This is a genomic window from Dactylosporangium siamense, assembly GCF_016862795.1.
GTDB classification, from domain to species: Bacteria; Actinomycetota; Actinomycetes; order Mycobacteriales; family Micromonosporaceae; genus Dactylosporangium; species Dactylosporangium siamense.
In genome coordinates this window covers 37,952-60,113 of the sequence record NZ_BONQ01000187.1, presented here as the reverse complement: position 1 = coordinate 60,113, position 22,162 = coordinate 37,952, and the positions used below count along the sequence as shown (strand labels likewise).

The 22,162-nt window shown below is 72.7% G+C and carries 22 protein-coding genes; 12 read left to right on the top strand and 10 right to left on the bottom strand.

Annotation, left to right across the window (positions count from 1 at the left end; all coding sequences use genetic code 11):
* Both Dsi01nite_RS54125 and Dsi01nite_RS54120 read right to left on the bottom strand, forming a co-directional pair.
* A partial coding sequence (locus tag Dsi01nite_RS54125) for an ABC transporter permease family protein (protein ID WP_203854349.1) occupies positions 1-351 on the bottom strand: 351 nt, incomplete at its 3' end.
* Positions 348-1,151 (bottom strand): IclR family transcriptional regulator, encoded by an 804-nt coding sequence (locus Dsi01nite_RS54120; protein WP_203854348.1) that lies wholly within the window; start codon positions 1,149-1,151, stop codon positions 348-350. The genes Dsi01nite_RS54125 and Dsi01nite_RS54120, both read right to left, overlap by 4 nt.
* An 85-nt stretch (positions 1,152-1,236) precedes the next feature.
* On the opposite strand from Dsi01nite_RS54120, the gene Dsi01nite_RS54115 reads away from it, so the two are divergent.
* From Dsi01nite_RS54115 to Dsi01nite_RS54090, 6 genes are all read left to right on the top strand, one after another.
* Positions 1,237-2,382 (top strand): mandelate racemase/muconate lactonizing enzyme family protein, encoded by a 1,146-nt coding sequence (locus Dsi01nite_RS54115; RefSeq protein WP_203854347.1) that lies wholly within the window; start codon positions 1,237-1,239, stop codon positions 2,380-2,382.
* A complete protein-coding gene (locus tag Dsi01nite_RS54110) occupies positions 2,379-3,305 on the top strand; it encodes a dihydrodipicolinate synthase family protein (protein ID WP_239137181.1) in 927 nt (308 codons plus the stop codon). The genes Dsi01nite_RS54115 and Dsi01nite_RS54110 overlap by 4 nt, the downstream gene beginning before the upstream one ends.
* A complete protein-coding gene (locus tag Dsi01nite_RS54105; protein ID WP_203854346.1) occupies positions 3,302-4,015 on the top strand; it encodes an SDR family NAD(P)-dependent oxidoreductase in 714 nt (237 codons plus the stop codon). Before Dsi01nite_RS54110 ends, Dsi01nite_RS54105 begins: the two co-directional genes overlap by 4 nt.
* 229 nt (positions 4,016-4,244) lie before the next feature.
* Entirely contained in the window at positions 4,245-5,168 is a 924-nt protein-coding gene (locus Dsi01nite_RS54100) for a sugar kinase (protein WP_203854345.1), read from the top strand.
* Between the two features lie 16 nt (positions 5,169-5,184).
* Entirely contained in the window at positions 5,185-5,328 is a 144-nt protein-coding gene (locus Dsi01nite_RS54095) for a hypothetical protein (protein ID WP_203854344.1), read from the top strand.
* Positions 5,329-5,605: 277 nt separating this feature from the next.
* The gene (locus tag Dsi01nite_RS54090; RefSeq protein ID WP_203854343.1) at positions 5,606-6,895 is read left to right on the top strand and encodes a methyl-accepting chemotaxis protein; all 1,290 of its coding nucleotides are present in this window, start codon (positions 5,606-5,608) and stop codon (positions 6,893-6,895) included.
* Positions 6,896-7,022: 127 nt separating this feature from the next.
* Here Dsi01nite_RS54090 and Dsi01nite_RS54085 read toward each other — a convergent pair whose 3' ends face one another.
* The 4 genes from Dsi01nite_RS54085 to Dsi01nite_RS54070 all read right to left on the bottom strand — a co-directional run bounded on the left by Dsi01nite_RS54085 (position 7,023) and on the right by Dsi01nite_RS54070 (position 12,112).
* Positions 7,023-8,201, bottom strand: a complete 1,179-nt coding sequence (locus Dsi01nite_RS54085) for an MFS transporter (RefSeq protein ID WP_203854342.1) — start codon at positions 8,199-8,201, stop codon at positions 7,023-7,025.
* A 38-nt stretch (positions 8,202-8,239) separates the two neighbouring features.
* Positions 8,240-9,043 carry a YhjD/YihY/BrkB family envelope integrity protein gene (locus tag Dsi01nite_RS54080; protein ID WP_203854352.1) on the bottom strand — a complete coding sequence of 268 codons (804 nt, stop codon included), beginning with the start codon at positions 9,041-9,043 and terminating at the stop codon, positions 8,240-8,242.
* A 29-nt stretch (positions 9,044-9,072) separates the two neighbouring features.
* A complete protein-coding gene (locus Dsi01nite_RS54075; protein WP_203854341.1) occupies positions 9,073-10,890 on the bottom strand; it encodes an anthranilate synthase family protein in 1,818 nt (605 codons plus the stop codon).
* 235 nt (positions 10,891-11,125) lie between these two features.
* The gene (locus Dsi01nite_RS54070; RefSeq protein WP_203854340.1) at positions 11,126-12,112 is read right to left on the bottom strand and encodes an aldo/keto reductase; all 987 of its coding nucleotides are present in this window, start codon (positions 12,110-12,112) and stop codon (positions 11,126-11,128) included.
* A gap of 47 nt (positions 12,113-12,159) precedes the next feature.
* Between Dsi01nite_RS54070 and Dsi01nite_RS54065 the strand changes: the two genes are divergently transcribed.
* On the top strand, positions 12,160-12,567 hold the full coding sequence (locus Dsi01nite_RS54065; protein ID WP_203854339.1) for a MerR family transcriptional regulator: 408 nt from the start codon (positions 12,160-12,162) through the stop codon (positions 12,565-12,567).
* On the opposite strand, the gene Dsi01nite_RS54060 is transcribed toward Dsi01nite_RS54065, so the two are convergent.
* A complete protein-coding gene (locus tag Dsi01nite_RS54060) occupies positions 12,498-13,337 on the bottom strand; it encodes a hypothetical protein (RefSeq protein ID WP_239137179.1) in 840 nt (279 codons plus the stop codon). The two genes, Dsi01nite_RS54065 and Dsi01nite_RS54060, sit on opposite strands and share 70 nt — an antisense overlap.
* 204 nt (positions 13,338-13,541) lie before the next feature.
* Here Dsi01nite_RS54060 and Dsi01nite_RS54055 point away from each other — a divergent pair, with 204 nt between their 5' ends.
* The 3 genes from Dsi01nite_RS54055 (at position 13,542) to Dsi01nite_RS54045 (ending at position 15,576) form a co-directional block, all read left to right on the top strand.
* Positions 13,542-14,087: a copper resistance CopC family protein gene (locus Dsi01nite_RS54055; RefSeq protein ID WP_203854338.1), complete on the top strand. Its 546-nt coding sequence runs from the start codon at positions 13,542-13,544 to the stop codon at positions 14,085-14,087.
* Between the two features lie 79 nt (positions 14,088-14,166).
* Complete coding sequence (locus Dsi01nite_RS54050) at positions 14,167-14,556, top strand: response regulator (RefSeq protein ID WP_203854337.1); 390 nt, start codon at positions 14,167-14,169, stop codon at positions 14,554-14,556.
* Between the two features lie 36 nt (positions 14,557-14,592).
* On the top strand, positions 14,593-15,576 hold the full coding sequence (locus Dsi01nite_RS54045; RefSeq protein ID WP_203854336.1) for a YihY/virulence factor BrkB family protein: 984 nt from the start codon (positions 14,593-14,595) through the stop codon (positions 15,574-15,576).
* A gap of 3 nt (positions 15,577-15,579) precedes the next feature.
* On the opposite strand, the gene Dsi01nite_RS54040 is transcribed toward Dsi01nite_RS54045, so the two are convergent.
* On the bottom strand, positions 15,580-15,972 hold the full coding sequence (locus Dsi01nite_RS54040) for a roadblock/LC7 domain-containing protein (protein ID WP_203854335.1): 393 nt from the start codon (positions 15,970-15,972) through the stop codon (positions 15,580-15,582).
* A complete protein-coding gene (locus tag Dsi01nite_RS54035; protein ID WP_203854334.1) occupies positions 15,969-18,110 on the bottom strand; it encodes a sensor histidine kinase in 2,142 nt (713 codons plus the stop codon). Before Dsi01nite_RS54035 ends, Dsi01nite_RS54040 begins: the two co-directional genes overlap by 4 nt.
* 202 nt (positions 18,111-18,312) lie before the next feature.
* On the opposite strand from Dsi01nite_RS54035, the gene Dsi01nite_RS54030 reads away from it, so the two are divergent.
* Both Dsi01nite_RS54030 and Dsi01nite_RS54025 read left to right on the top strand, forming a co-directional pair.
* Positions 18,313-20,238, top strand: a complete 1,926-nt coding sequence (locus Dsi01nite_RS54030) for a DUF1800 domain-containing protein (RefSeq protein WP_203854333.1) — start codon at positions 18,313-18,315, stop codon at positions 20,236-20,238.
* A 4-nt stretch (positions 20,239-20,242) separates the two neighbouring features.
* Complete coding sequence (locus Dsi01nite_RS54025; RefSeq protein WP_203854332.1) at positions 20,243-21,598, top strand: DUF1501 domain-containing protein; 1,356 nt, start codon at positions 20,243-20,245, stop codon at positions 21,596-21,598.
* Here Dsi01nite_RS54025 and Dsi01nite_RS54020 read toward each other — a convergent pair.
* Positions 21,588-21,983, bottom strand: a complete 396-nt coding sequence (locus tag Dsi01nite_RS54020; protein WP_203854331.1) for a subtilase-type protease inhibitor — start codon at positions 21,981-21,983, stop codon at positions 21,588-21,590. The two genes, Dsi01nite_RS54025 and Dsi01nite_RS54020, sit on opposite strands and share 11 nt — an antisense overlap.
* Positions 21,984-22,162: the final 179 nt, after the last annotated feature.

Sequence of the window (22,162 nt, the reverse complement as noted above, 5' to 3'; positions counted from 1 at the left end):
GACGAAGGACACGACGACACCGGGAATCACCCACGGCATCAGGAACAACCCACGCAGCACCGCCCGCCCACGCAGCTTCGTGTTCAGGGCCAGGGCCAGGGCGAAACCGATGACGACGGGGACGACGGTCGAGCCGACGGTGAACACGACCGTGTGCTCCAGGACGGGCCAGAAGTTGCGCTGGAGCACCTCCTTGAAGTTGTCCAGGCCGGCGAACGAACGGCCGGGCAGGACCAGGCTCTGGTTGAACAGGCTGGTGGACAGCGACCCGACGAGCGGGTAGAGCACAACCGCGCCGAGCAGCGCGAGCGCCGGCAGGGTCAGCAGGAACCCGAACGTTCGGTCCTTCACAACGACACCGCGCTGGGGTGGTGGGCCGGTCCGACGTACCCGAGGCCGATGCTGATCGAATCGGCGGCCTCGATGACGATCCGAGACAGTGCGACCTCCCGGGTCTGCAAGTCAATTGCGGAGAGCGGACCCGACACCGACAACGCGGCGACGACATTGCCGGCGCCGTCGCGGATCGGGGCGGCGACGCAGGCCCGGCCGAGCGCCAGCTCCTCCAGCTCCGAGCCGTAGCCGCGGGCGGAGGTCCGGTCGAGCTCGGCGTCGAGCTGCTCGTGGGTGGTAATGGTGCGCGGCGTGTACGCCACCAGGGCGCTCGCCGGCAGCAGCCCCCGCCGCTCCAGCGGCGTCAGGCCCGTCAGCAGGGATTTGCCCAGGCCGGTGGCGTGCAGCGGGTTGCGCTGCCCGGCGAGGACGAACGCCCGTGGCGCCTGCCGGCCCTCGAAGTTGAGCAGGTAGAAGAGGCTGGCGTCGCGGCGGACCGCGACGTTGACGCCGAGACCGAGGTCGGCCGCCAGGTTCTGGGCGATCTGGCGCGCCTCGCGGTGCACGGGGTGGCTGTTGAGCACCGCGCCACCGAGGCTGACCGTGTCCAGGCCGAGCCGGTAGAGCCCGCTGACCGGGTCACGGTCGACGAACCCGGCCGCCTCCAGGGTTGCGAGCAGACGCGACGCGGTGGAGAGTCCAAGGTCTGCGAGCTTGGCGACGTCGGAGACGCGCAGCTCGGAGCGGCCGGCCGTGAAGACCCGCAGCACCGTCAGCGCCCGCTCGACGCTCTGGTTGCTTCCGACATCCGAAGCCATCGGGACCCTCTCTGGAAGTTGCTTGCGTGATACGGCAAGATATCCCGCATGCTGCAAGTGGTCAACCGCAGGGCGGTGGTGCTCGGTGAAGATCGTTGACGTGACGACGTTTCCGCTGAAACTGCGTGGAGACGACGTCTATCTGGGCGCCGCCACCCGGGAGAATCCGGAAAAGTCGGACTACTACACCCGGCCGCCGTGGCGCAGCCTGTACTCGGACCGTTACGAGACGCTCCTGGTCAGGATCACCTGCGACGACGGCACCGAGGGCTGGGGCGAGGCACTCGCACCCGTCGGGCCGGAGATCGTGCAGGCGATCGTCGACCGGCTGCTGACGCCCGCCCTGCTGAAACAGGACCCGCGCCGGGTCCGGCCGCTGTGGACCAGGCTCACCGGCCTCATGCGGGAGCGCGGCCATCTCGTCGGTCATCAGGCCGACGCCCTCGCCGCCGTGGACATCGCGCTGTGGGACCTGGCCGGGAAGGCGGCCGGGCTGCCCGTGCACGCACTGCTCGGCGGGGCGTACCGCGACACCGTGCCCACCTACGTCTCCGGCCTTCCGGTGGCCACCGACCCGGAGCGGGCGGATCTCGCCCGCAACTGGATTGCGCAGGGTGCAACGTCGGTGAAGCTCCACCTCGGCCGTGGGGTGGAGGAGGACCTCGCCACGTTCGACGCGGTCGCCGCGACCGGGATGCGGGTCGCCGTCGACGCGCACTGGGCCTACGACCTCGCCGACGCGCTGCGCCTCGGCAAGGCTCTGGACGCGCGCGGCGCCTGGTTCCTGGAGGCGCCCCTCGCCCCCGAGGACGTCGACGGCCACCACGAGCTCGCCGCCGCGCTCGTCACCCCCGTCGCGGTCGGCGAGACACTGCGCAGCCGGTTCGAGTTCAAGCTGTGGCTGCAGGAGCGGGCCCTGGACGTCGCCCAACCCGACGTCGGCCGCACCGGCATCACCGAGGCCATGGCCATCGCGGAGATCGCATCGGTGCATCACGTGCCGGTGGCGCCGCACCATTCCGTCGGGCTCGGCGTCGTGCTCGCCGCCGGGATCCACGTCGCCGCCGCGATCGAGGCCATGCCGGTCTTCGAGTTCCAGCCCGGACCGTTCCCCGTCGCCAACCGCATCCTGACCCGGCCGCTGACCGGCGGACCGGGGTCGTTCCACGTGCCGACCGCGCCGGGCCTCGGCGTCGAGGTCGACATCACCGCCCTTCTGGAGGACCAGTGAGCCGCTCCGCCGACGTGCGCGGGTTGATCCCCGTGCTCGCCACCCCGTTCCATCCCGACGGCTCGCTGGACACCGACAGCCTGCGCCGGCTCGTCGAGTTCTCCGTGCGCTCCGGCGTCGACGGCGTCGCCGTGTTCGGTTTCGCCAGCGAGGGTTTCACGCTGACCGCGCCGGAGCGGACGGCGATCCTCGCGGTGGTCCGCGAGGCGCTCGGCCCGGAGCTGCCGATCGTCGCCGGGGTGTCGGCGACCGGCACCGGCGACGCGATCGACCAGTGCCGGGCCGCGGCCGACGCCGGCGCGACCGTGGCCATGCTGATCCCGCCGTTCATGGTGAAGCCCTCCCCCACGCAGATCGTCGACTTCTACGGCGCGGTCGCGGCGGCCGGCGGGCTGTCGGTCATGGTGCAGGACGCGCCGGCGTCCACCGGGGTCAACCTGCCCGTGCCGCTCATCGTCGAGCTGTCAAAGCTGGACGGCGTCGACTCGGTGAAGGTCGAGACCCAGCCGACCACCCCGAAGGTCGGCGCGGTCATCGAGGCCACCGCCGAGGACTTCCTCGTGCTCGGCGGGCAGAACGCGCTGTTCGTGCTCGAGGAGTACGCCCGCGGCGCGGTCGGCACGATGCCTGCAAGCGAGTTCCCGGACCTGCTCGGACCCGTCCTTCACGCGTACCGGACGGGTTCGGCGGCCGAGGCCCGGGCCGGGTTCAACCGGCTGTTGCCGCTGATCCGCTTCGGGCTGCAGCCCGGCATCGCGTGGTCGATCCACAAGCACGTGCTGCACCAGCGGGGGATCATCGCGTCCACGACGGTCCGCGCTCCGGCCGTCGACGCCGACCCGGCCACGCTTGCCGCGCTGGCCCTGATCCTGGACGACCTCGGTCTCGGGGGTACGGAAGAGGCCGGGGGTCCTGACCGGTGAGGGGTGTGCTCGTGCTCGGGGCGACCTCGCCGATCGGGCTCGCGATCGGCCGGGCGTTCGCCGGTGACCGGGTCGCGGGTGCCGCCCTGGACACCACCGACGACCCCGCGTTCGAGGCGAGCTGGGCGGCCGACTGCTCCACCAGTGACGGCGCCGCGGCGGTGGTGGAACGCGCCGCGGCCCGGTTCGGCCGGCTCGACGTGCTCGTCCTCGCCGCGGCGGTGATGCCGGTCTCCCCCGCGGAGACCCAGACCGACGACGAGTGGCGCTCCGCGATCGACGTGACCCTCTCCGGGGCCTTCTACGCCTGCCGGGCGGCGCTGCCGCACCTGCCTTCCGGCGGCAGCATCGTCGCGGTCACCTCCGTCAACAGTTTCCTCGCCGCGCCGGGCCTGCCGTCCTACGCCGCGGCGAAGGCGGGCCTGGACGGCCTCGTGCGCCAGCTCGCCCTGGAGTACGGTCCCCGCGGCATCCGCGTCAACGCCGTCGCGCCCGGCATGATCGGCGGCGAGCACCTGCCCGACGCCGCCGAGGGGTACCCGCTGCGCCGGGTCGGCCGGCCGGAGGAGGTCGCGGCGGCGGTCGCGTTCCTGGCCTCGCCGGGCGCCGGCTTCATCACCGGCGCCTGCCTTCCCGTCGACGGCGGCCTGTCGATCGCCTCGCCGGCCGCGTTCCTCCGCCCGGACCTGCGCGCCCGGTGGCTGTCATGACCGCCCCGGCCACCCACCCGACCAGGCGACGGCACCCGGCCGCAGCCACCGGGCCGGCATCCGGACGGCACGCGGACCCGGACACCCAGCCGGCCACACGACGGCCCCCGGCCCCAACCACCCGGCCGGCCACGGGACCGCATGCAGGTCCGGACACCCAGCCGGCCACGCGGCGGCACGCTGGCTCTGACGCCGGACGGGTCGGCGGCTCAGGACGGCGGTGGGTGGCATGAGCGGGCTCATCGTCGGGCTCGGTGAGGCGATGGTGCTCTTCCAGCCCGCCGACCGCACCCTCGAAGCGTGCCGGTCGGCGTCGGTGCACGTGGCCGGCGCCGAACTGAACCTCCTCGCGGCGGCGGCCCGGGCCGGCGCACGGACGGCGTTCTGCAGCAGGATCGGCGACGACCCGTTCGGCCGGAGGGTCGTCGCGGCTGCGGCCGGCCTCGGGGTCGGCACGGGCCTGGTGGCCGTCGACGGGACCCGGCCGACGGGGGTGTTCGTCAAGGACGTGCTGCCCGACGGTGCCCGGCGGGTGTACTACTACCGGGCCGGTTCGGCCGCGTCCGTCCTCGACGAGGCCGACGCGGACCGGGCGTTGGCCGCCGGTCCGGACCTGGTCGCGGTGTCCGGCCTGACCGCCGCGCTCGGCGCCGGCCCGCGGCGGGCGGTGCTGCGGCTGGCCCGCGAGGCGCACGCCCGGGGCGTACCGGTCGCCGTGGACCCGAACCTGCGCCCCGGGCTGGAGGGCGTGACCGAGGTGGTGACGGAGTTGCTGCCGCTGACGGCGTACCTCCTCCTCGGGATGGACGAAGCGGTGCCCCTCTTCGGCACCGATGTTCCCGCTACGGTGTTCGCGCAGGCCAGAGCGGCCGGCGTGGGTGAGGTGGTGTTGAAAGCCGGTGCCGACGGCTGCTGGCACGAGGGTGACCGGCCGACCCACCTGCCGTCGGTGGCGGTGCGGGTGGTGGACCCGGTCGGCGCCGGGGACGCGTTCGCCGGGGCGTATCTCGCCGCCCGCCTCCGCGGGATCGGGCCGAGGGGCGCCGCGTGGCTCGGCACCCGGTTCGCGGCGGGGGTGGTCGCGACGGCCGGCGACACCGACGGCCTGCCGTCCCCCGCCGAGGCCACCGCGCTCCTGGCCGAGGCCGGCTGACAGCACCACACACCCGATGCGGAACGAGGCGCCGAGGCCGGCCGGCAGCACCACACACCCGGAGCGGAACGAGGCCACCGCACTCCCGGCCAAGGTCGACCGGCAGCACCACACACCCGATGCGAACGAGGCCACCGCACCCCCGGCGGAGGCCGGCTGACAGCGGCGCAAGCCCGTTGCGGGAGCCGGACACCGAACATGCCCGAGGTCGCAGCACCTCCAGCGGACACCGACCGGCGGACCTGCATGCCCGGTGCGGAACCGGCGTGCAGGTCCGGCCCGCCGGCCGCCGGTCGGTGCCCGTCAACGGCGGCGGGCGGGCACCCGATCGGCGCGAATGGGGCGAACACCCTTCAGTTCGCCCTCCGGCGGCCGATGGGCGGTTGGGTCCTCTTGCAGGTCCCGGGGTCAACCGACCAGAGGGAGCGTCGAACGTCATGCCCGGAGTCCTCGCCTGGCTCATGCCGAAGGTCCGGCTCAGCGACGCGGCCTTCCAGTCCAGACATCGGGCACTGCGACTGCTGCTGTGGCTGCACCTGCCCGTGCTGGTCCTGATCAGCGTCCTCAACGGCCACTCGATCACCGGCGAGCACGCGCACAACGGCGCCTGGCTGGTCTGGTCGGCGAACGCCGGTGTCCTGATCTGCGCGGTGGCCAGCAACATCGCCCGCAGCAGGCGCGGCGCCGCGGTCGCCGTGTCGACGGGGATGGTCCTGGCGGCGGCCGCGCTCGTGCACGCCGGCAACGGCCTCACCGACCTGCACTTCCACTTCTTCGTCGTGGTGGGGTTGGTCAGCCTGTATCAGGACTGGGTGGCCCTGTTCGTCACCGTCCTGCTGGTCGGCGCGCACCACCTGCTGGTGGCCCTGGCGATGCCTGACATGCTGTTCAGCAGCCCGCAGGCCCGCGACCACCCGATCCTGTTCGTGCTGATGCACGCCGGTTTCGTCATCGCGATGTGTTTGACGCAGCTGACGTACTGGAGGTTCGCCGCCAACGCCGAGGCCGAGGTCGACGCGGACCGCGCCCGGGTCGCGGCCGAGAACCAGGCGGCGCTGCGGGCCGCCGCGGACGACGCCACCCGGCGTGAGGAGGCCGCCGCGAGCAACGCCGCGGAGCAGGTCACCCACAGCGAACGGCTCGGCCGGCGGCTGGAGACCGTGCTGGCCGACGTCGCCGACGCGGGGGTCCAGCTGGGCGCCGAGGCCGGCGCGGCGATGGAGTCGTTCGAGCAGAAGCTGGCCGGCATGACGGGCACGGTGCGCGACGCCGTCACCGACGTCGAGGCGGCGCTCAGCGACTCCAACCACGCGCGGACCGTCATCAGCGAGCTCGAGACGGCGATCGCCGACATCGCTACCGTCGCCGGGCTCATCCAGGCGGTCGCGGACCAGACGAAGCTGCTCGCGCTCAACGCGACGATCGAGGCCGCCCGCGCCGGGGAGGCCGGCAAGGGCTTCGGCGTGGTCGCCAACGAGGTCAAGGATCTCGCCGCGCAGACGGCCGCCGCGACCGGCCGGATCGAGACGACCGTCGGGCAGGTCACCGCGGGCGCGGCCGCGGCGGCGAACGCGGTCGGCGGGGTCGCGGACCGGCTCGGCACGGTCGCGGCCGCTCAGCGCGAGGTCGAGGCGTCGCTGTTCGAGCAGACCAGCCTCGCCGCCACGACCCGCGGCTCGGTGGCGGCAGCGGCCGAGAAGGTCAGCGCCACCGCCCACCAACCCTGACCGGCCCGGCCCCACGCCACGACAGCTGGCAGGGCGACGGTCAGGAGGTGGCGGGCGCCGGCACCTCGGCCGCCGGGGCCGGAGCCGTGGTAGCGACCACGCCGCAGACAGCCGACGCCCACAGCGGTCAGGGGGTGGCGGGTGCCGGCACTTCCGCCGCCGGGGCCGGAGCCGTGGTGCGGAACGCCGGCGCCAGGGCGACGATCCCCACCGCGAGCACCGCCGGCACCACGAAGGCCAGGCGGAGCGACGCACCCTCCGCCACCGCGCCGATGAGCCCCGCGCCGACCACGAAGCCGACGTAGTTGAACAGGTTGACCCGGGCGATCGCGACGCCCGTGCCGGCCGGGTCGAGGCGGCCCGCGGCGGAGAAGGACTGCGGGACGACCAGGGACAGGCCGATGCCGACGACGGCGAACCCGGCGATGCCCATCGCGGCGGACTGGGACGCGGCGACCAGGCCGAGGCCGAGCCCACCGACGACGCCGCCGACGGAGACGACGCCGACCGGGCCGAAGCGGCGCACGATCAGGTCGCCGGCGGTGCGGCCGACGAGCATCATCGCCTGATACGCGGCGAGGCCGAGCGCGGCGACGCTGGTGCTCGCGGAGAAGGCGTTGTCGAGGAAGACGGTGCTCCAGTTGGAGACCGCGGAGTCGGCGATGAACATGAGCATCATCGCCACGCCGACCAGGATGACCGGGCGCCACGGGACCGCGGTGGCCACGCCGGGTGGCACGTCGGCGACCTCCTCGGCGCGGCGCAGCTGCCAGGGGCCGGCGGCGAGGGCGAGGATCGCGCCGACGACCGCGACCGAGCCGAGCGACGCGGCGATCGACCAGTCCAGCCGGGACGTGCCGGCGGTGGCCAGGGCACCGAAGATGGCGCCGACGCTCCACACGGCGTGGAAGGAGTTCAGGACCGGGCGGCCGTAGCGGCGTTCGACGCTGACGCCCTGCATGTTCATGGTGGCGTCGACGACGCCGAGCATGAGGCCGACGAAGGCGAGCGCCAGGTACAGCTGCCAGGCCTGCCCGGCGAGGCCGACCGCGGTGATGGCGAGCGCGACGCCCGGGCCGCCGGCGCGCAGCACCGGGGAGCTGCCGTAGCGGGTGGAGAGCAGGCCGGCCAGGACGCTGCCGACGCCGGCCACGACGGGGACCGCGAGCAGGACGAGGGAGAGCTCACCGTCGGAGAAGCCGAACTTGTCCTGCAGGACGCCGACCTGGGTCAGCAGGGCGGCGAAGCAGAAGCCCTGGACGAGGTACGCCACGGCGACGCTGAGTCTTGCCCGGCGGTCCCGCATGAAGGCCCCCAATGGTGAGAATTCTTCGGAAGCATCGTTCACGAAGCTGCGGAGCGCAAGGCCCACCACCGGGCGGCCTGCAGGGTCGCGCCGTAGCCGACGAGTGTCAGCAGGTGAAACAGATACAACCACAGGAGGACGGCGACGACGGCGCCGACGACGTCCAGGCCGCCGAAGGGCGCGCCGAGGTCCAGCGGCAGCGACCAGAACAGGACGAACCCGTGCGCGAAGCCGGCGACGTTCGCCGCCGTGAAGGCGCCGACAACCACCGTCGGGAGCCAGGCCGGGCTGGGGGGCGCGCACCAGCGGTACACCATGACGAACACCGGGCTGAGGGTCAGCCAGGTGGCCAGGAACGACACGACCACCGCGCCGACGCTCGACCAGCCGCCGTCCTGCAAGCGACGTGCGGCGTCGGGCAGCACCAGGAGGAGGCCGAGCAGGAGCGCGGGGGCGGCGGCGAGGACGGGCAGGATGAGCAGCCGGCCGCGCCAGCCCGCGGGCGGGCCGGCCTCGGTGAGGGAGACGAACGCGCGGCGGAGGCCCTCGCCGTACCAGGTGGCGGGGAGCAGCGCGATCAGCGTGAGCGGCCACGACATGCCGAGGCCCGCGTCGACCAGGACCGCGGCCGCCCGGTCCGCGCCGAGCCGGTCCGGCATCGCCGCGATCACCGGGCCGGCCAGGTCGCGGACCCGGCCGGCGCCGGCGATCAGCCCGGCGAGCCTGATGGTGAGCAGCGCGACGGGCACGACGGCGACCGCGCCGTAGAACGTGACGGCGCCGGCGTGCAGGTTCAGGTCACGGCCGTGGAAGAACCGCAGGACGACCCGCACCAGACGCATCACGTCCGCCCGGTACCCACCCGGGACGGCTACGACACGGCGGCCGGCAGCAGCGTGGTGAGCATGGCGCGCAGCAGCTCGATGCCGTCGTAGCTGAGCACCGACTCGGGATGGAACTGCACCCCGGCGAACGTCGGCCCGCGCAGGGCGTGCACGTCGCCGTTGGCCGGGTCGCGGGACAGTTCCACGTCGCCGTACTCACTGGTGAAGCGGTCGTGCGGGTGCGTCGCGGTGAAGGTGGAGTAGAAGCCGACGATCGCCGGCCGGCCGAAGAACACGATGTCGCGCTGCATGCCCTGATACGGGTTGGCCTTGCGCCGCAGCGGCAGCCCGAGCAGCCCCGACAGCAGCTGGTGGCCGAGGCACACGGCGAGGGTGGGCGTGCCGTCGGCCAGCAGCCGCGCGGCGACCGCCCGCATCGCGGCCATCTTCGGCTCCTCGATCCGTCGCGGGTCGCCCGGCCCGGGGCCGAGCACCACGAGGTCGAACCCCGCGACGGACGGGACGTCGGTGTACTTCCGGAGGGTGACGTCCAGGCCCAGGACCCGCAACTGGTGGTGCAGCATGCCGGTGAACGTGTCCTCCGCGTCGACGATGAGGACCCGCCGCCCGGCGAGCTGGGGCGTCGCCAGGGCCCGCGTCTGGTGGTCCCGCAGCCAGAACGGCGCCAGGGTGGCGTTGCGCGCGACGAGCGCGGCCTGCACCCCTGGGTCCGCGGCGAGCAGGGTCGGTGTGGAAGCCTCAGCCGGCCCACCGAGGCCCAGTGCGGCGAGCACCCCCGCGGCCTTCGTGTGCGTCTCGGCGACCTCGCCGGCCGGCGTCGAGTGCCGCACCAGCGTGGCTCCGACCGGCACCCGCAGCCGGCCGGAGGCGGAGATGTCGGCGGTGCGGATGAGGATCGGCGCGTCGAGGGTCTGCCGGCCGGCGGCGTCCCGGCCGATCAGGGCGAGGACGGCGCCGTAGTAGCCACGGCCGCGCCGCTCGTGCCGGGCCACGACCCGGCACGCGTTCTCGATCGGGCTGCCGACGACCGTCGGCGCGAACATCGTCTCGCGCAGCACGTCCCGCACGTCCAGTGCACTGCGGCCGGCGAGGAGGTACTCCGTGTGGACGAGGTGCGCCATCTCCTTGAGGTACGGGCCGACGACCTGCCCGCCCTCGGTCGCGACGGTCGCCATCATCTTGAGCTCCTCGTCGAGGACCATGGACAGCTCGTCGATCTCCTTGCGGTCGGTCAGGAACCGCAGCAGCGCCGCCTTGTCCGGGTGCCGGACGGTGCCGCTGATCGGGTTCATCATCACCAGGCCGTCCTCGACGCTGACGTGCCGCTCCGGGGTGGCGCCGACGAGGATGCGGTCGCCGGTGGACACCAGGAACGTCCAGTACGCGCCGCGCTCCCGCTCCAGGAGCCGCCGGAACACGGCCAGGGCCGCCGTGACCGGGTCGCCGTCGACGTCGGCCTCGAACACCCGGTGGATGACGAAGTTGGACCCCTCGCCGCGGCCGATCTCGTCGCGGAGCACCTCGGCGACGATCGTCGCGTAGTCATCGTCGGACACGTCGAACGCGCCACCGGACAACACCACCGGCACGGCGGACAGGCAAGCGATGACATCAGCGAGTGGATGCAGCGCACGCGACGCGATGCGCAGCACCGACAGTGGCGTGCCGTCGTCGACACAGTCGAAGCCGCGCTCGCGGACCTGCCGGAACGGCACCAGCGACAGCGATTCGTCGGGAATGTCGCCGAGGGCGTCGACGGTGACGACGGTGCCGGCGAGCACCTCGACGACGTCGCGGCCTTCGCGGCGCAGCAGGGCGAACGGGCGGGTCAGGTCGGGCAGCATTCGGGTCGTCCCTCTCAGGTCTGGCCGTCCGTCCGGGCGGCCGGCCCCTACGACGAGGGAACGAAAAAGCGACCGCCGGAAAGGGCGGCCGCGGATGTGGGTGTCACGCGGAGGTGGGCCGCCTCGTCAGGCGGGCCACCAGCAACTGTTCTGGAACGCGGACACGTCGACCACCATACGACGAACCCCCCGGGCGGCGCCAGCACCACCCAGGGGGCAACCAACCAGACGGAGATCAGCGGTTCAGCGATCCCATCGTCTCGGCGGCGTACCGCGTCCCGGCGACGTCGCTGCCGATGGCCAGTTTCTCGATCGCGGCCAGGTCGTCCGCCGTGAGCACCACGTCCACCGCGGCGGCGTTCTGCTCCAGGTACCGCTGCCGCTTCGTGCCAGGGATCGGCACGATGTCGTCGCCCTGTGCCAGGACCCAGGCGAGGGCGAGCTGCGCCGGCGTGACGCCCTTCGCCTCGGCCAGGGACCTGACCTCGGCGACCAGGTCGAGGTTGCGCTGGAAGTTGGCGCCCTGGAAGCGGGGGTTGGAGCGGCGGAAGTCCGACGGGTCGAACTGCGACGGGTCGGTGATCTCACCGGAGAGGAAGCCGCGGCCGAGCGGGCTGTAGGCGACCAGGCCGATGCCGAGCTCGCGGAACGTGGCCAGGATCCCGTCCTCCGGGTCCCGGGTCCACAGCGAGTACTCGTACTGCCCCGCGGTCACGGGGTGCACGGCGTGCGCCCGGCGCACGGTCGAAACGGACGCCTCGGAGATGCCGAGGTGGCGGACCTTGCCCGCGGCGACGGCCTCGCTGAGCGCGCCCCAGGTGTCCTCGATGGGCACCCGGTCGTCGACGCGGTGCTGGTAGTACAGGTCGATGTGGTCGACGCCGAGGCGGGCGAGGGACGCGTCGAGGGCGGCCCGCACGTAGTCGGGGTGGCCGTTGATGCTGCGGGTGCCGCCGTCGCGCTGGATGCCGAACTTCGTCGCCAGGGTCACCTCGTCGCGGCGGCCGGCACCCAACTGAGCGAGGGCCCGGCCGACGAGCTGTTCGTTGGTGAACGGGCCGTACATGTCGGCGGTGTCCAGAAACGTCACGCCCAGGTCGAGGGCGCGGTGGATGGTGGCGACGGATTCGGCGTCGTCACCCGGGCCGTAGAACTCGCTCATGCCCATGCAGCCCAGGCCGAGCGCCGACGTGGTCAGAGTGCCAAGGGTTCGCTGTCGCATGCCTCCACCCTCCCCCTTCGAGCGCGCTCTAAGGCAAGCTTGGCGGCATGGAGTACACCATCGCCGAGGTGGCCGACCAGACCGGGCTGACCGCGCACACCCTGCGGTACTACGAGCGGGCGGGGCTGCTGGACCCGCCGGAGCGGGACTGGAACGGCCACCGCCGCTACTCCGAGCGCGACATCAGCATGCTCCGGCTGCTGACCCGGCTCCGGGCGACCGGGATGACGATCGCCGAGATGCGCCGCTACGCGGAGTTGTGCCGGGTCGGACCGGCGACCTTCGACGAGCGCCGCGAGCTGCTCGAGGACCACCGCCGGCAGGTCCAGCAGAAGATCGCCGAGCTGCAGACCGACCTGGCGCTCATCGAGTACAAGATCAGCGTCTACACCGGCGCCGACGACGTGCCGGCCGCCATGTCGGGCCTGCCGGCGCCCGATCTGGCCAGGCCGTAGAGGCAGACCAGCGCCGCGAGGACGAGCGGGATGCCGTCGCGGATGAGGCCGTCGGCGCCGAGCATCAGCCAGCACAGCACCGGCTGCACCACCAGCACGAACACGCTGATCATGGCGAGGAGCACGCGGGCCCAGGTGTGCCCGAACATCATCGCGAAGCTGATCAGCGACGCCACGAACGCGATCGCGATGCCGAGCACGAACCACGAGATGACCAGCGGCACCGCGGTCGATCGGGGCTGGCGCGGCTCGTCCCACAGCGTGCCGGCGGCGACCAGGCACGGCACCGTCAGCAGCGCGGAGTAGGACAGCGCGGCGACCCGCGCGGTCAGCGCCCACGGCGGGATCGGCCGCTTCGGCGGGCGGCGGGTCAGGTGCGCGGCGATGTCGGGCGAGCGGAACAGCTGCCACACCACCACCGCGCACAGCGCCAGGATGACCGCGAGCGCCACCAGGACGGGCCACGGCGGCAGGTACCCGTCCGCGCGGGGCTGGGCGAGCCGGGCCGAGGCGAACACCGTGGTGATCGCGAGAATCAACCCGAACGGCCGGGCGGTGAGCCGCCCCCAGCGGATCTCCCGCATCAGGAACAGGAATCCGAGCGCGCGCAGCATCGCCCAGAACGTCCGCACACCGAGGCCGAATCCTCCCTCGGTGGAGTACTCCAGGTTGACGAGGTCCGCGGCGAGGGTCAGCACGGCGGTGAGCAGCACGATGCGCCGCAGCCGCCGGCTCGCCGGGGTCGGCGCCGGAGGCCGTTTGATTTGCACCAGTTCACGCCAACTGCCCTGCATGAAACGGCACGCTAACACCGTCGACCGCGCATCGCTGACATCAATGCACTATCGTTTCCGCCCATGACCGGGCGATTTGTTGGTGTGGTCAGGCGGAGTTCAGTTCTCGCCGCGATAATTGTCGGAATTCTTGGCATCCTGCCGTTTCCGTCAATTGTAACCGCATATGCACCGCGACTCATGCTCGCCAGCAGCACGCCGGGCGCGGAGACCCGGGTCGGGCACCTGCCGCAGGTGCTCCAGCTGGTCTTCAACGACAAGATCCTGGACGCTCAGGTCACCCTGCTCGGACCGGACAACACCACGGTCGCCCTCGGCGCGGTCAGCGTGCGCAACGAGACGGCCCGCATCGCCCTCGGCGTGCCCGACGGGCCGCCCGGCAGCTACACCGTGTCCTACACCGCCAGCGGCAGCGGCGGCGTGGCGGGCAACGGCAGCTTCTCCTTCACCGTGACCACGGGCGTGAAGAGCAGCGCCTCCGCCAAGCCGACCCGGACCCCGACGTCGTCGCCGAGCGCCGCCGCGCCGGCCGCGACCAGTGCCGCCGCCGCACCCGCCGACTTCGTCACGAGCGTCGCCGCGCCCCCCGCCGCGGCCACTCCCACGCCCGCCGGCCGCCCGGCCTGGTGGACCTACGCGGCGGTGCTGCTGGTGGTGGCATGCGTGCTGGTGGTGTTCCTCGGGTTCAGCCGGCGCCGGATCCGGCCGGGCAACCCTGTCAGGTAGCGCCGAGCGAGGCCGGAGGAAGCCCGGGGAAAAGGCCAAGTACGGCAAGTCCGGCACAATCACGATTTATCGTAAAGGCATGCTGGAGCACCTACGCGTCCTCGTCGTCGACGACGAGCCGGACCTGTGCGAGATCGTCAAACGGGTGCTCAGCCGCGCCGGCGCCGAGGTGTACACGGCGTCCGGTCTCGCCGGCGCCGAACGCGTCTGCGTCGAGCACCCCGCCGCGATCGACCTCGCCATCACCGACCTGAAGCTCAACGACGGCTCCGGCGTGCAGGTCGCCGAGGTGGTCCGCGCCAACTGCCCCGACGCGCTCATCATGTACATGTCGGGCCTGCCGTACTTCGACGCCGCCGTCGTCGAGCTCGGCGAGGACGCCTCGGTCGTCGCCAAGCCGTTCCGCGCCACCGAACTGGTCGACATGGTGCAGGTCGCCCTGATCCGGGCCGGAAGGGTCGCACCATAGCGTTATCCCCGGACACCGGCAGGGCATAGGTAGGGCATGGCGCAGGAGGACCCCACCGGCCCCGAGCTCGAGAACCCGCCGAGCCGGCTCTCGCAGCTCACCAAGCGCTCCTGGATCGACGTGCTCAAGCGCACGGTCAAGGAGTTCAACGACGACAACCTCACCGACTGGGCCGCCGCGCTGACCTACTACGGGGTGCTGTCCATCTTCCCCGGCATCCTCGTGCTGCTCGCCGTGTCCGGCATGCTGCTCACCGACACGACCCAGGACGCGGTCATCCGCAACGCGCAGGAGCTGTTCCCGCCGACCGTCGCCGGGCCGGTGAACGACGCCGTCGGCGAGCTGAAGGAGGGCTCCGGCTCGGCCGGCTTCCTCGCGATCGTCGGCCTCCTCGGCGCGCTGTGGACCGCCTCCGGCTACGTCGGCGCCTTCATCCGCGCCGCCAACGCCATCTACGACGTCCCCGAGGGCCGCCCGATCTGGAAGGTCCTGCCGATCCGCCTCGGCGTCACCGTCGTGGTCGGCATCCTCATCTCGCTCGCCGCGATGAGCATCGTGTTCACCGGCAAGTTCGCCGAGCAGGCCGGGGGCTGGATCGGGCTGTCGAAGCAGGCCGTGCAGATCTGGGACATCGCCAAGTGGCCGGTCCTGCTGCTGGTCGTGCTGTTGATCCTCGCCGTGCTCTACTGGGCCTCCCCCAACGCCCGCCAGACCGGCTTCCGCTGGGTCACGCCCGGCGGTGGGCTGGCCGTGTTCATCTGGCTGGTCGCCTCCGCGGGTTTCGCGGTCTACGTGGGGAACTTCGGCTCGTACAACAAGACGTACGGCACGCTGGGCGGCATCATCGCGTTCCTGGTCTGGCTGTGGATCTCCAACATCGCGATCCTGCTGGGCGCCGAGTTCGACGCCGAGCTCGAACGCGGCCGCGCCATCCAGGGCGGCCTGCCGGAGGAGCAGGAGCCGTTCATCCCCCTGCGCGACGCCAGCAAGGTCAAGGACGACCGGGATCCAGACCTGTGAGGGCTACCGCGCGGCGGGGGTCAGGACGGCGCCGACCTGATCGACGAGGCCGGTCATCTCGAACGCCACCTGGCCCACGTCGCAGCCCGGCTGGACCATGGTGGCCAGGCTGGCGAGCGTGTGCCCGTCGCCGAGGGCCATGACGAACAGCAGGCTGCGCCCCATCTGCACGATCGTGCGCAGGACCGGGCCGGCGTCGGTGCACGCGGAGAGTCCCTGCGCCAGGGAGACCACGCCGGCGACCATCGCGGCGAGCTGGTCGGCGCGTTCGGGTGGCAGCTCGTTGGACGCCGCGACCAGCAGGCCGTCCCCGGAGACCGCGACGGTGTGCCGGACGCCGGCGACACGTTCCGTGAAGCCGCTGAGCACACAGTCGAGCCCCGTGGGAGCCGTCATGACGTGGCATGTCCTTCCTGGTTCACCGGCACCGTCACGGCGTCGAAACGACCGATCGCGTGCTGGTAGGTCGACAGCAGGTCGCTGACGTCGTCGGGTTCGACCGGAGCGGAGACAGGGGCGGGGCCAGGAGCGGGGCCCGGAGCGGAGCCTGGAGCGGGACCGGACTCGACGGTACGCCGCGGCGGGTCGCCGTCGAACGCCCGGGCCTCGACCGTGGGCCCGTCGGCGGCCACACCTGCCCGGACGGCCGGGCGCCGGCCGCCGTCCTTGCGCGGATGCGGGATGTCCATCGGCTCGGCCCCGGGCAGCGCGGGACTGCGTTCGAGCACCCGCGGCGGCAGGGGACGGGCAGGAACACCCGGCACCGGCACGGGTAGCGCCGGCACGATCAGCGCGGGCGGCAGCCGTACCGCGGCCACCAACCCTCCGTGCGGCGACGGCACCAGCGTGACGTCGAGCCCGTGCCGGGCGGCGAGCCGGGCCACGACGGTGAGCCCCGGCCGCGGACCGAACGGGGCCGGGTCGGCGAGGCGGCCGTTGAGCTCCTCGAGGCGGGCGGGGTCGACCCCGGGGCCGCGGTCGGCGACCTGGATGGTGGCACCGTCGCCGATGTGCCGGGCCTCCACGACCACGGGCCGGTCGGCGGGCGAGTGCCTGGCGGCGTTGTCGAGCAGCTCCGCGAGCAGGTGCACGACCCCGTCGACGGCCGCCGGCTCGACCGCCACGGCGTCGTCGACCCGGCCGTACTCGACCCGCTGATACGCCTCGATCTGCGACTGGGCGGCCCGCAGCACGTCGAGCAGCGGCACCGGGGCGGCGTGCTCGCGGGCGGTGCCGGCGCCGGCGAGGACGAGCAGGCTGTGGTTGTCGTGACGGAGCAGGGTCGCCAGGTGGTCGGCGGCGAAGAGCGTCGCGAGCCGGTCCGGGTCGGCCTCGTCGCGTTCGACGTCGTCGAGCCGCTCGAGGAGCGCGTCGGCGAGCCGGGCGGAGCGGCGCGCGAGGTCGGCATACGCGCCGCTCATACCGGTGCGCAGCGCGGCCTGGTCGGCGGCCGCCCGGGCCGCCTCCCGCCGGACGGCGTTGAACGCCTCGGTGACCCGGCCGACCTCGTCCCGCCCGCCCGCGGTGAGCTCGGCGGCCGGCGCCTGCAGCAGGGCGCGCAGCCCCCGGCGCTGGGACCGGCCGACGGCGACGGCGAGCCAGACCGCGGCGGCGGCCACCAGCAGGACGGCCGCGAGGCCGAGGATGATCGTGCGGTTCTGCCGGTCGCGGGCGTCGGTGACGGCGGCGGCGTTGTCGGCGGCGACCCGGTCGGCGAGGACCCGCAGGCCGTCGAGCTGGGCGAGGCTGGTCCGGGCCAACCCGGCGGCGTCGGTGGCGGCCGGCGCGGGCCGCTCGACGTCCAGGGAGAGGCCGGCCAGCTGCGCGCGCCACGCCGGGGTGGCGGCCGCGGTGAACCGCTCGAACGCGCCGGCGGCGGCGGCCCGGTGGGCGGTCACGTCGTCGCGGTCCGCCGGGGTCAGCTCCCCCGCGGCGAGGGCCCGCAAGGTCCCCAGCTGGACCAGGGCGAGCTCCTCCCCGGCCTCGGCGAGCCAGCCGGCGGCCCGGATCGCGGCGGTGACGGCCGGCGGCGCGGGGCGCTCGGCGATGCCCTGCTGGAAGGCGACGAGATCGGCGATCAGCTGCCGGTACCCGAGCAGCACCAGCTGCCCGGACGTGTCGGACGCGCGGGCCCGCAGCAGGTCGAGCCCGTCGAGGCCGTCGACGGCCCGGGCGAGCGCGGCGCCGCCGTCGACGTGTGCGGCGGCGGCGCGGAACCGGGCGACGGCGGCGTCGGTGCCGGCGGCCTCGGTGGCGAACGCGTCGCGGGAGCCGTCCCCGCCGAGCAGCCGGGCGAGCGCGAGGCGCTCGCGTTGCAGGCCGTCGGTGACCAGGCCGGCCTGCGCACCGGCGGCGACGGCGCCCCGCAGGTCGCCGATGCGGCCGCTCTGCGCGGCGTAGCCGGACGCGGCGACGCCGGCGAGGCCGAGCAGCCCGGCGAGCGGCAGGATCAGGACGAGGGCGAGCTTCCCGGCGACCGGGATGTCGGCGATCGTCACCCTCCAGCGCCGGCGGACCGGCGCAGCGTCGGCCACGACCCCCACCGCCTCCCCTATTCGGCTTCCTCATGCGTACACCCTCTTGCGTTACGTGCGGAAGAGGTAACTTCAGGTAGTCGCCCGAATTCCACGCATTGACGCGGTATGCGCTCGGCTTAAGCAAGAACAAAGACAAAGTTGAACCGCACCCGCACCTGCCGGCTTGAATGCGAGATCACGCGCTCATTAGGGTTCAGGGATGCCTGAGCGGCTCTTCTCGGACGACACCCCCGCGTCCGATTCGCCCAAAAAGGTCAAGGGCGCCTTCTTCGCCGACTACACGGGCGAATTTCCGATGCCACGCGTCCTCGAGTCGCCCGCAGACGACGCCGACGGGCCGCAGCACACCGGTACACCTCCCGCCGCGAAGTCCTCCAGGGGACCCGCGCCTGCCTGGTTGCGCACGGGACGGCCCGCGTTGCACGAGCTGATGCGCAACCGGCGCCAGGCGCTGATGGCCCTCGGCGGCGGTGCCGTCGCGATCGGAGGGCTCGGATCGGGCGCGGCCGTGATGCTCGGGCGGCCCGCCGACGACACCGACGACATGGTGAAGACCGGCCAGGGCGGCGGCAACATCTCCCCGCGCGACGCCGGCTCGTTCTCCAACCGCGACTCCAGCTACACCAGTGGCCAGGGCGACCTCAACGACCTCGGCGCGACCGGGACCGCCGACTCGGCGTCCGCCGCCGCCGTCGCCGCGATGCGCGCCACGCCGCGCTTCCCGTCGCCGCTCAACCGCGACCCGGTCCTGCACCTGCTGCGGCGCTGCACGTTCGGCCCGACGCAGGCCGACGTGGCCGCGGTCAAGGAGCTCGGCATCGACGGCTGGCTCGACCAGCAGCTCGAGCCGGACAAGATCGCCGATCCCGTCGCCGAGGCGGCGCTGAAGACCACGCCGACCGTCACCATGTCCACCGCGGAGATCCGCGCGACGGTCAAGGACGGCGACAACAAGGCGATGTACGACCTGACCAAGGCCGTCATCGCCCGGCAGGTCTGGAGCACCCGCCAGCTCTACGAGGTCATGGTCGACTTCTGGAACAACCACCTCAACATCACCAGCCCGTTCGACGGCGGCTGGGACACCCGCGTGCCGTACGACGTGAACGTCATCCGCAAGCACGCCCTGGGCAAGTTCTCCGACATGCTCATCGCCTCCGCCCGGGACCCGGCGATGATGCGCTACCTGGACAACACGTCCTCGGACAAGCGCAACGTCAACGAGAACTACGGCCGGGAGCTGCTGGAGCTGCACACCGTCGGCATCGACGGCGGCTACAACGAGAAGGACGTCCGCAACTCGGCGTACCTGATGACCGGCCGGACCGCGACCCGCGAGGGCGTGTTCAAGTACGAGCAGAACCGGCACTGGACCGGCGCGGTGAAGGTGCTGGGCTTCCAGCACGCCAACAAGTCCGCGAAGGACGGCCTCGCCGTCGGCGACGCCTACCTGCTGTACCTGGCGACGCACCCGTCGACCGCGAAGTACGTGGCGCGCAAGCTCGCGGTGCGCTTCGTCTGCGACACCCCGCCGCAGTCCCTCGTCGACCGGCTCGCGACCGCGTACCAGCAGAGCGGCTCGGCGATCGTGCCGGTGCTGAAGGTGCTGTTCCGGTCCCTCGAGTTCTGGATCGCGGCCGGGCTGAAGACCCGCCGGCCCCTGGAGAACTTCGTCGCCACCGCGCGGGTCGTGGGCACCAAGCCCGGCGCGGACACCGGCAAGGCCCTCGAGGACCTGTACAACTTCACCCGCAAGCTCGGCCAGGCACCGCTGGGCTGGGAGCCGCCGGACGGCTACCCGGACGTCGCGAACGCCTGGAGCTCGGCGGCCGGCATGCTGGAGACCTGGAACTCGCACCGCGCCTTCCTGCAGCAGTCGTTCAAGGGGCTCAACAACCCGCGCGCCGACTCCCTCGTCACCCAGCCCGCCGCGACCATGGCGACCTACCTGGACGTGCTGTGCAACCGGCTGATCTTCCAGCCGATGCAGCCCGCCGAACGGGACGCGCTGATCAAGTTCCTCGGCGCGAAACCCGACACCCGGATCACCGACGCCAACCTCGGCGGGAAGCTGCCGAACCTGGCCCCGCTGGTCCTCGACTCCGTCTACCACGCGCTGCGGTGAGGCTATGACACTCCCTGAAGGTGAACGCCGACCGGCTTCGTTGGAAGAGCTGCGCCGGCACGGGCCCAACCTGTGCGAGGCCGCCATCCGCGTGCACGCTTCGCAGGTCGCCGACGAGCTGGACGCCGAGCGCGACAAGTGGAGCAAGGGCTTCACCCGCCGCCGCCTGGTGCAGGGCGCCGGCTTCGTCGGCGTGGCCGCGCTCGGCGCGCAGCTGGTGACCAGCCGCGTCGCGTTCGCCGCGCCCGAGGACAACAAGGGCACGCTGATCGTCATCTTCCTGCGCGGCGGCATGGACGGGCTGTCCGTGGTCGCGCCGGGCGACGACCCCAACTACCGCCAGATGCGGCCCAACATCGCGATCCCGATGGCGGCGCTGCTGCCCGCCGGCCGCGGCTTCGGGCTCAACCCGGCGATGGCCGCCCTCTACCCCTTCTGGCAGGCCGGCAAGATGGCCGCGGTGCACGCGGTCGCGTCCCCCGACGCCAGCCGCAGCCACTTCCAGGCGCAGGACGCCCTCGAACGGGGCGCGGCCTCCGTCGCGGTGCGCACCGGCTGGCTCGACCGGGTCCTCGCCCAGATGGGCCCCGGGACGACGTTCCGCGCCGTCGCGCAGGGCTCGGCGCTGCCGCGTTCCCTCGTCGGCGGCGAGCAGGCGATCGTGCTCAACGGCATCCGCGACTTCCGCATCGACAACGACGCGATGCGCAGCCAGACGATGGCGGCGCTGCAGACGCTCTACACGGGCCTCGACCACCCGCTCGCGGGCACCGCCGCCGGCACCATCCAGGCGATCAACACCGCGCAGAAGATCGCGAACTCGCAGTACCGCCCCGCCGAGGGCGTCCAGTACCCCGGCGGCGGCATCGCCGACCGGCTCCGGGACATCGCGCAGCTCATGAAGGGCGGCGTCGGCCTGCGGGTCGCGGCGCTGGACGTCGGCGGCTGGGACATGCACACCAACCTCGGCCGGGTCGACGGCGGCGACATGCGCAACTCGCTGACGAACCTGTCCGAGGCGATCGGCGCCTTCGCCACCGACCTCGGCCCGCTGCTGGACAACACGACCATCATCACGATGAGCGAGTTCGGCCGGCGCGTCCAGGAGAACGGCAACGTCGGCGTCGACCACGGCCACGGCAACGCGATGCTGCTGCTCGGCGGCGGTCTCAACGGCGGCAAGGTCCACGGCAACTGGCCCGGCCTGTCCCCCGGCGCGCTCGACCAGGGTGATGTCGCGGGAGCCAACGACTACCGCGACATCCTCGCCGAGATGCTCAAGAAGCGCTTCAACGTCCAGGACTCGGCGGCCATCTTCCCCAACCACCAGTTCAAGACGCTGGGCGTGTTCAAAGGCTGAACACGGGTCCCGTCGTCGTGGACAGCGAGCACGCGTTGCCGTAGGTCTTCTTGTAGTCGACCCGCTTGCCCTTCCACCGGCCGACGGCCGTGACGGTGACCGGGTCGTACTGCATCGTGCACGCGACGCCGGCCCCCTGCTGCAGCCGGGCGAAGTCGCCGCCGACCTTCGCGAGCGCCGAGCACGCGTCGCGGGCCATCTTGTGCGAGCCGCCGGCGGGCCGGCACGTCAGCGACGCCCGCCGCTGCACCGGCTTCGTGCTCTCGCCCTTGGCGACCGTGAGCACGAGCTTCGTAGGCTTGGCGGGGGCCGCTGTCGCCACCACCGCTGTCGTTGTCTCCACGGTCGCGATCGCCGCCACCAGCATGGTGGCCGTCGCGACCAACCGTCCTGCACCCATTCCGAACCCCCGTTGCACCCGCTGAAATCGTGCGTAGTCTACACGCAAAAGTTGGACATTTCGCATTTTTTCATATTGTACGACCAGCGCGTGCCGCCTCGCGGACGGAGAACGTCGCTCCGGGGTGCGGCGGGACCGGGTGATTGACGGGCCGGGGCGAATTG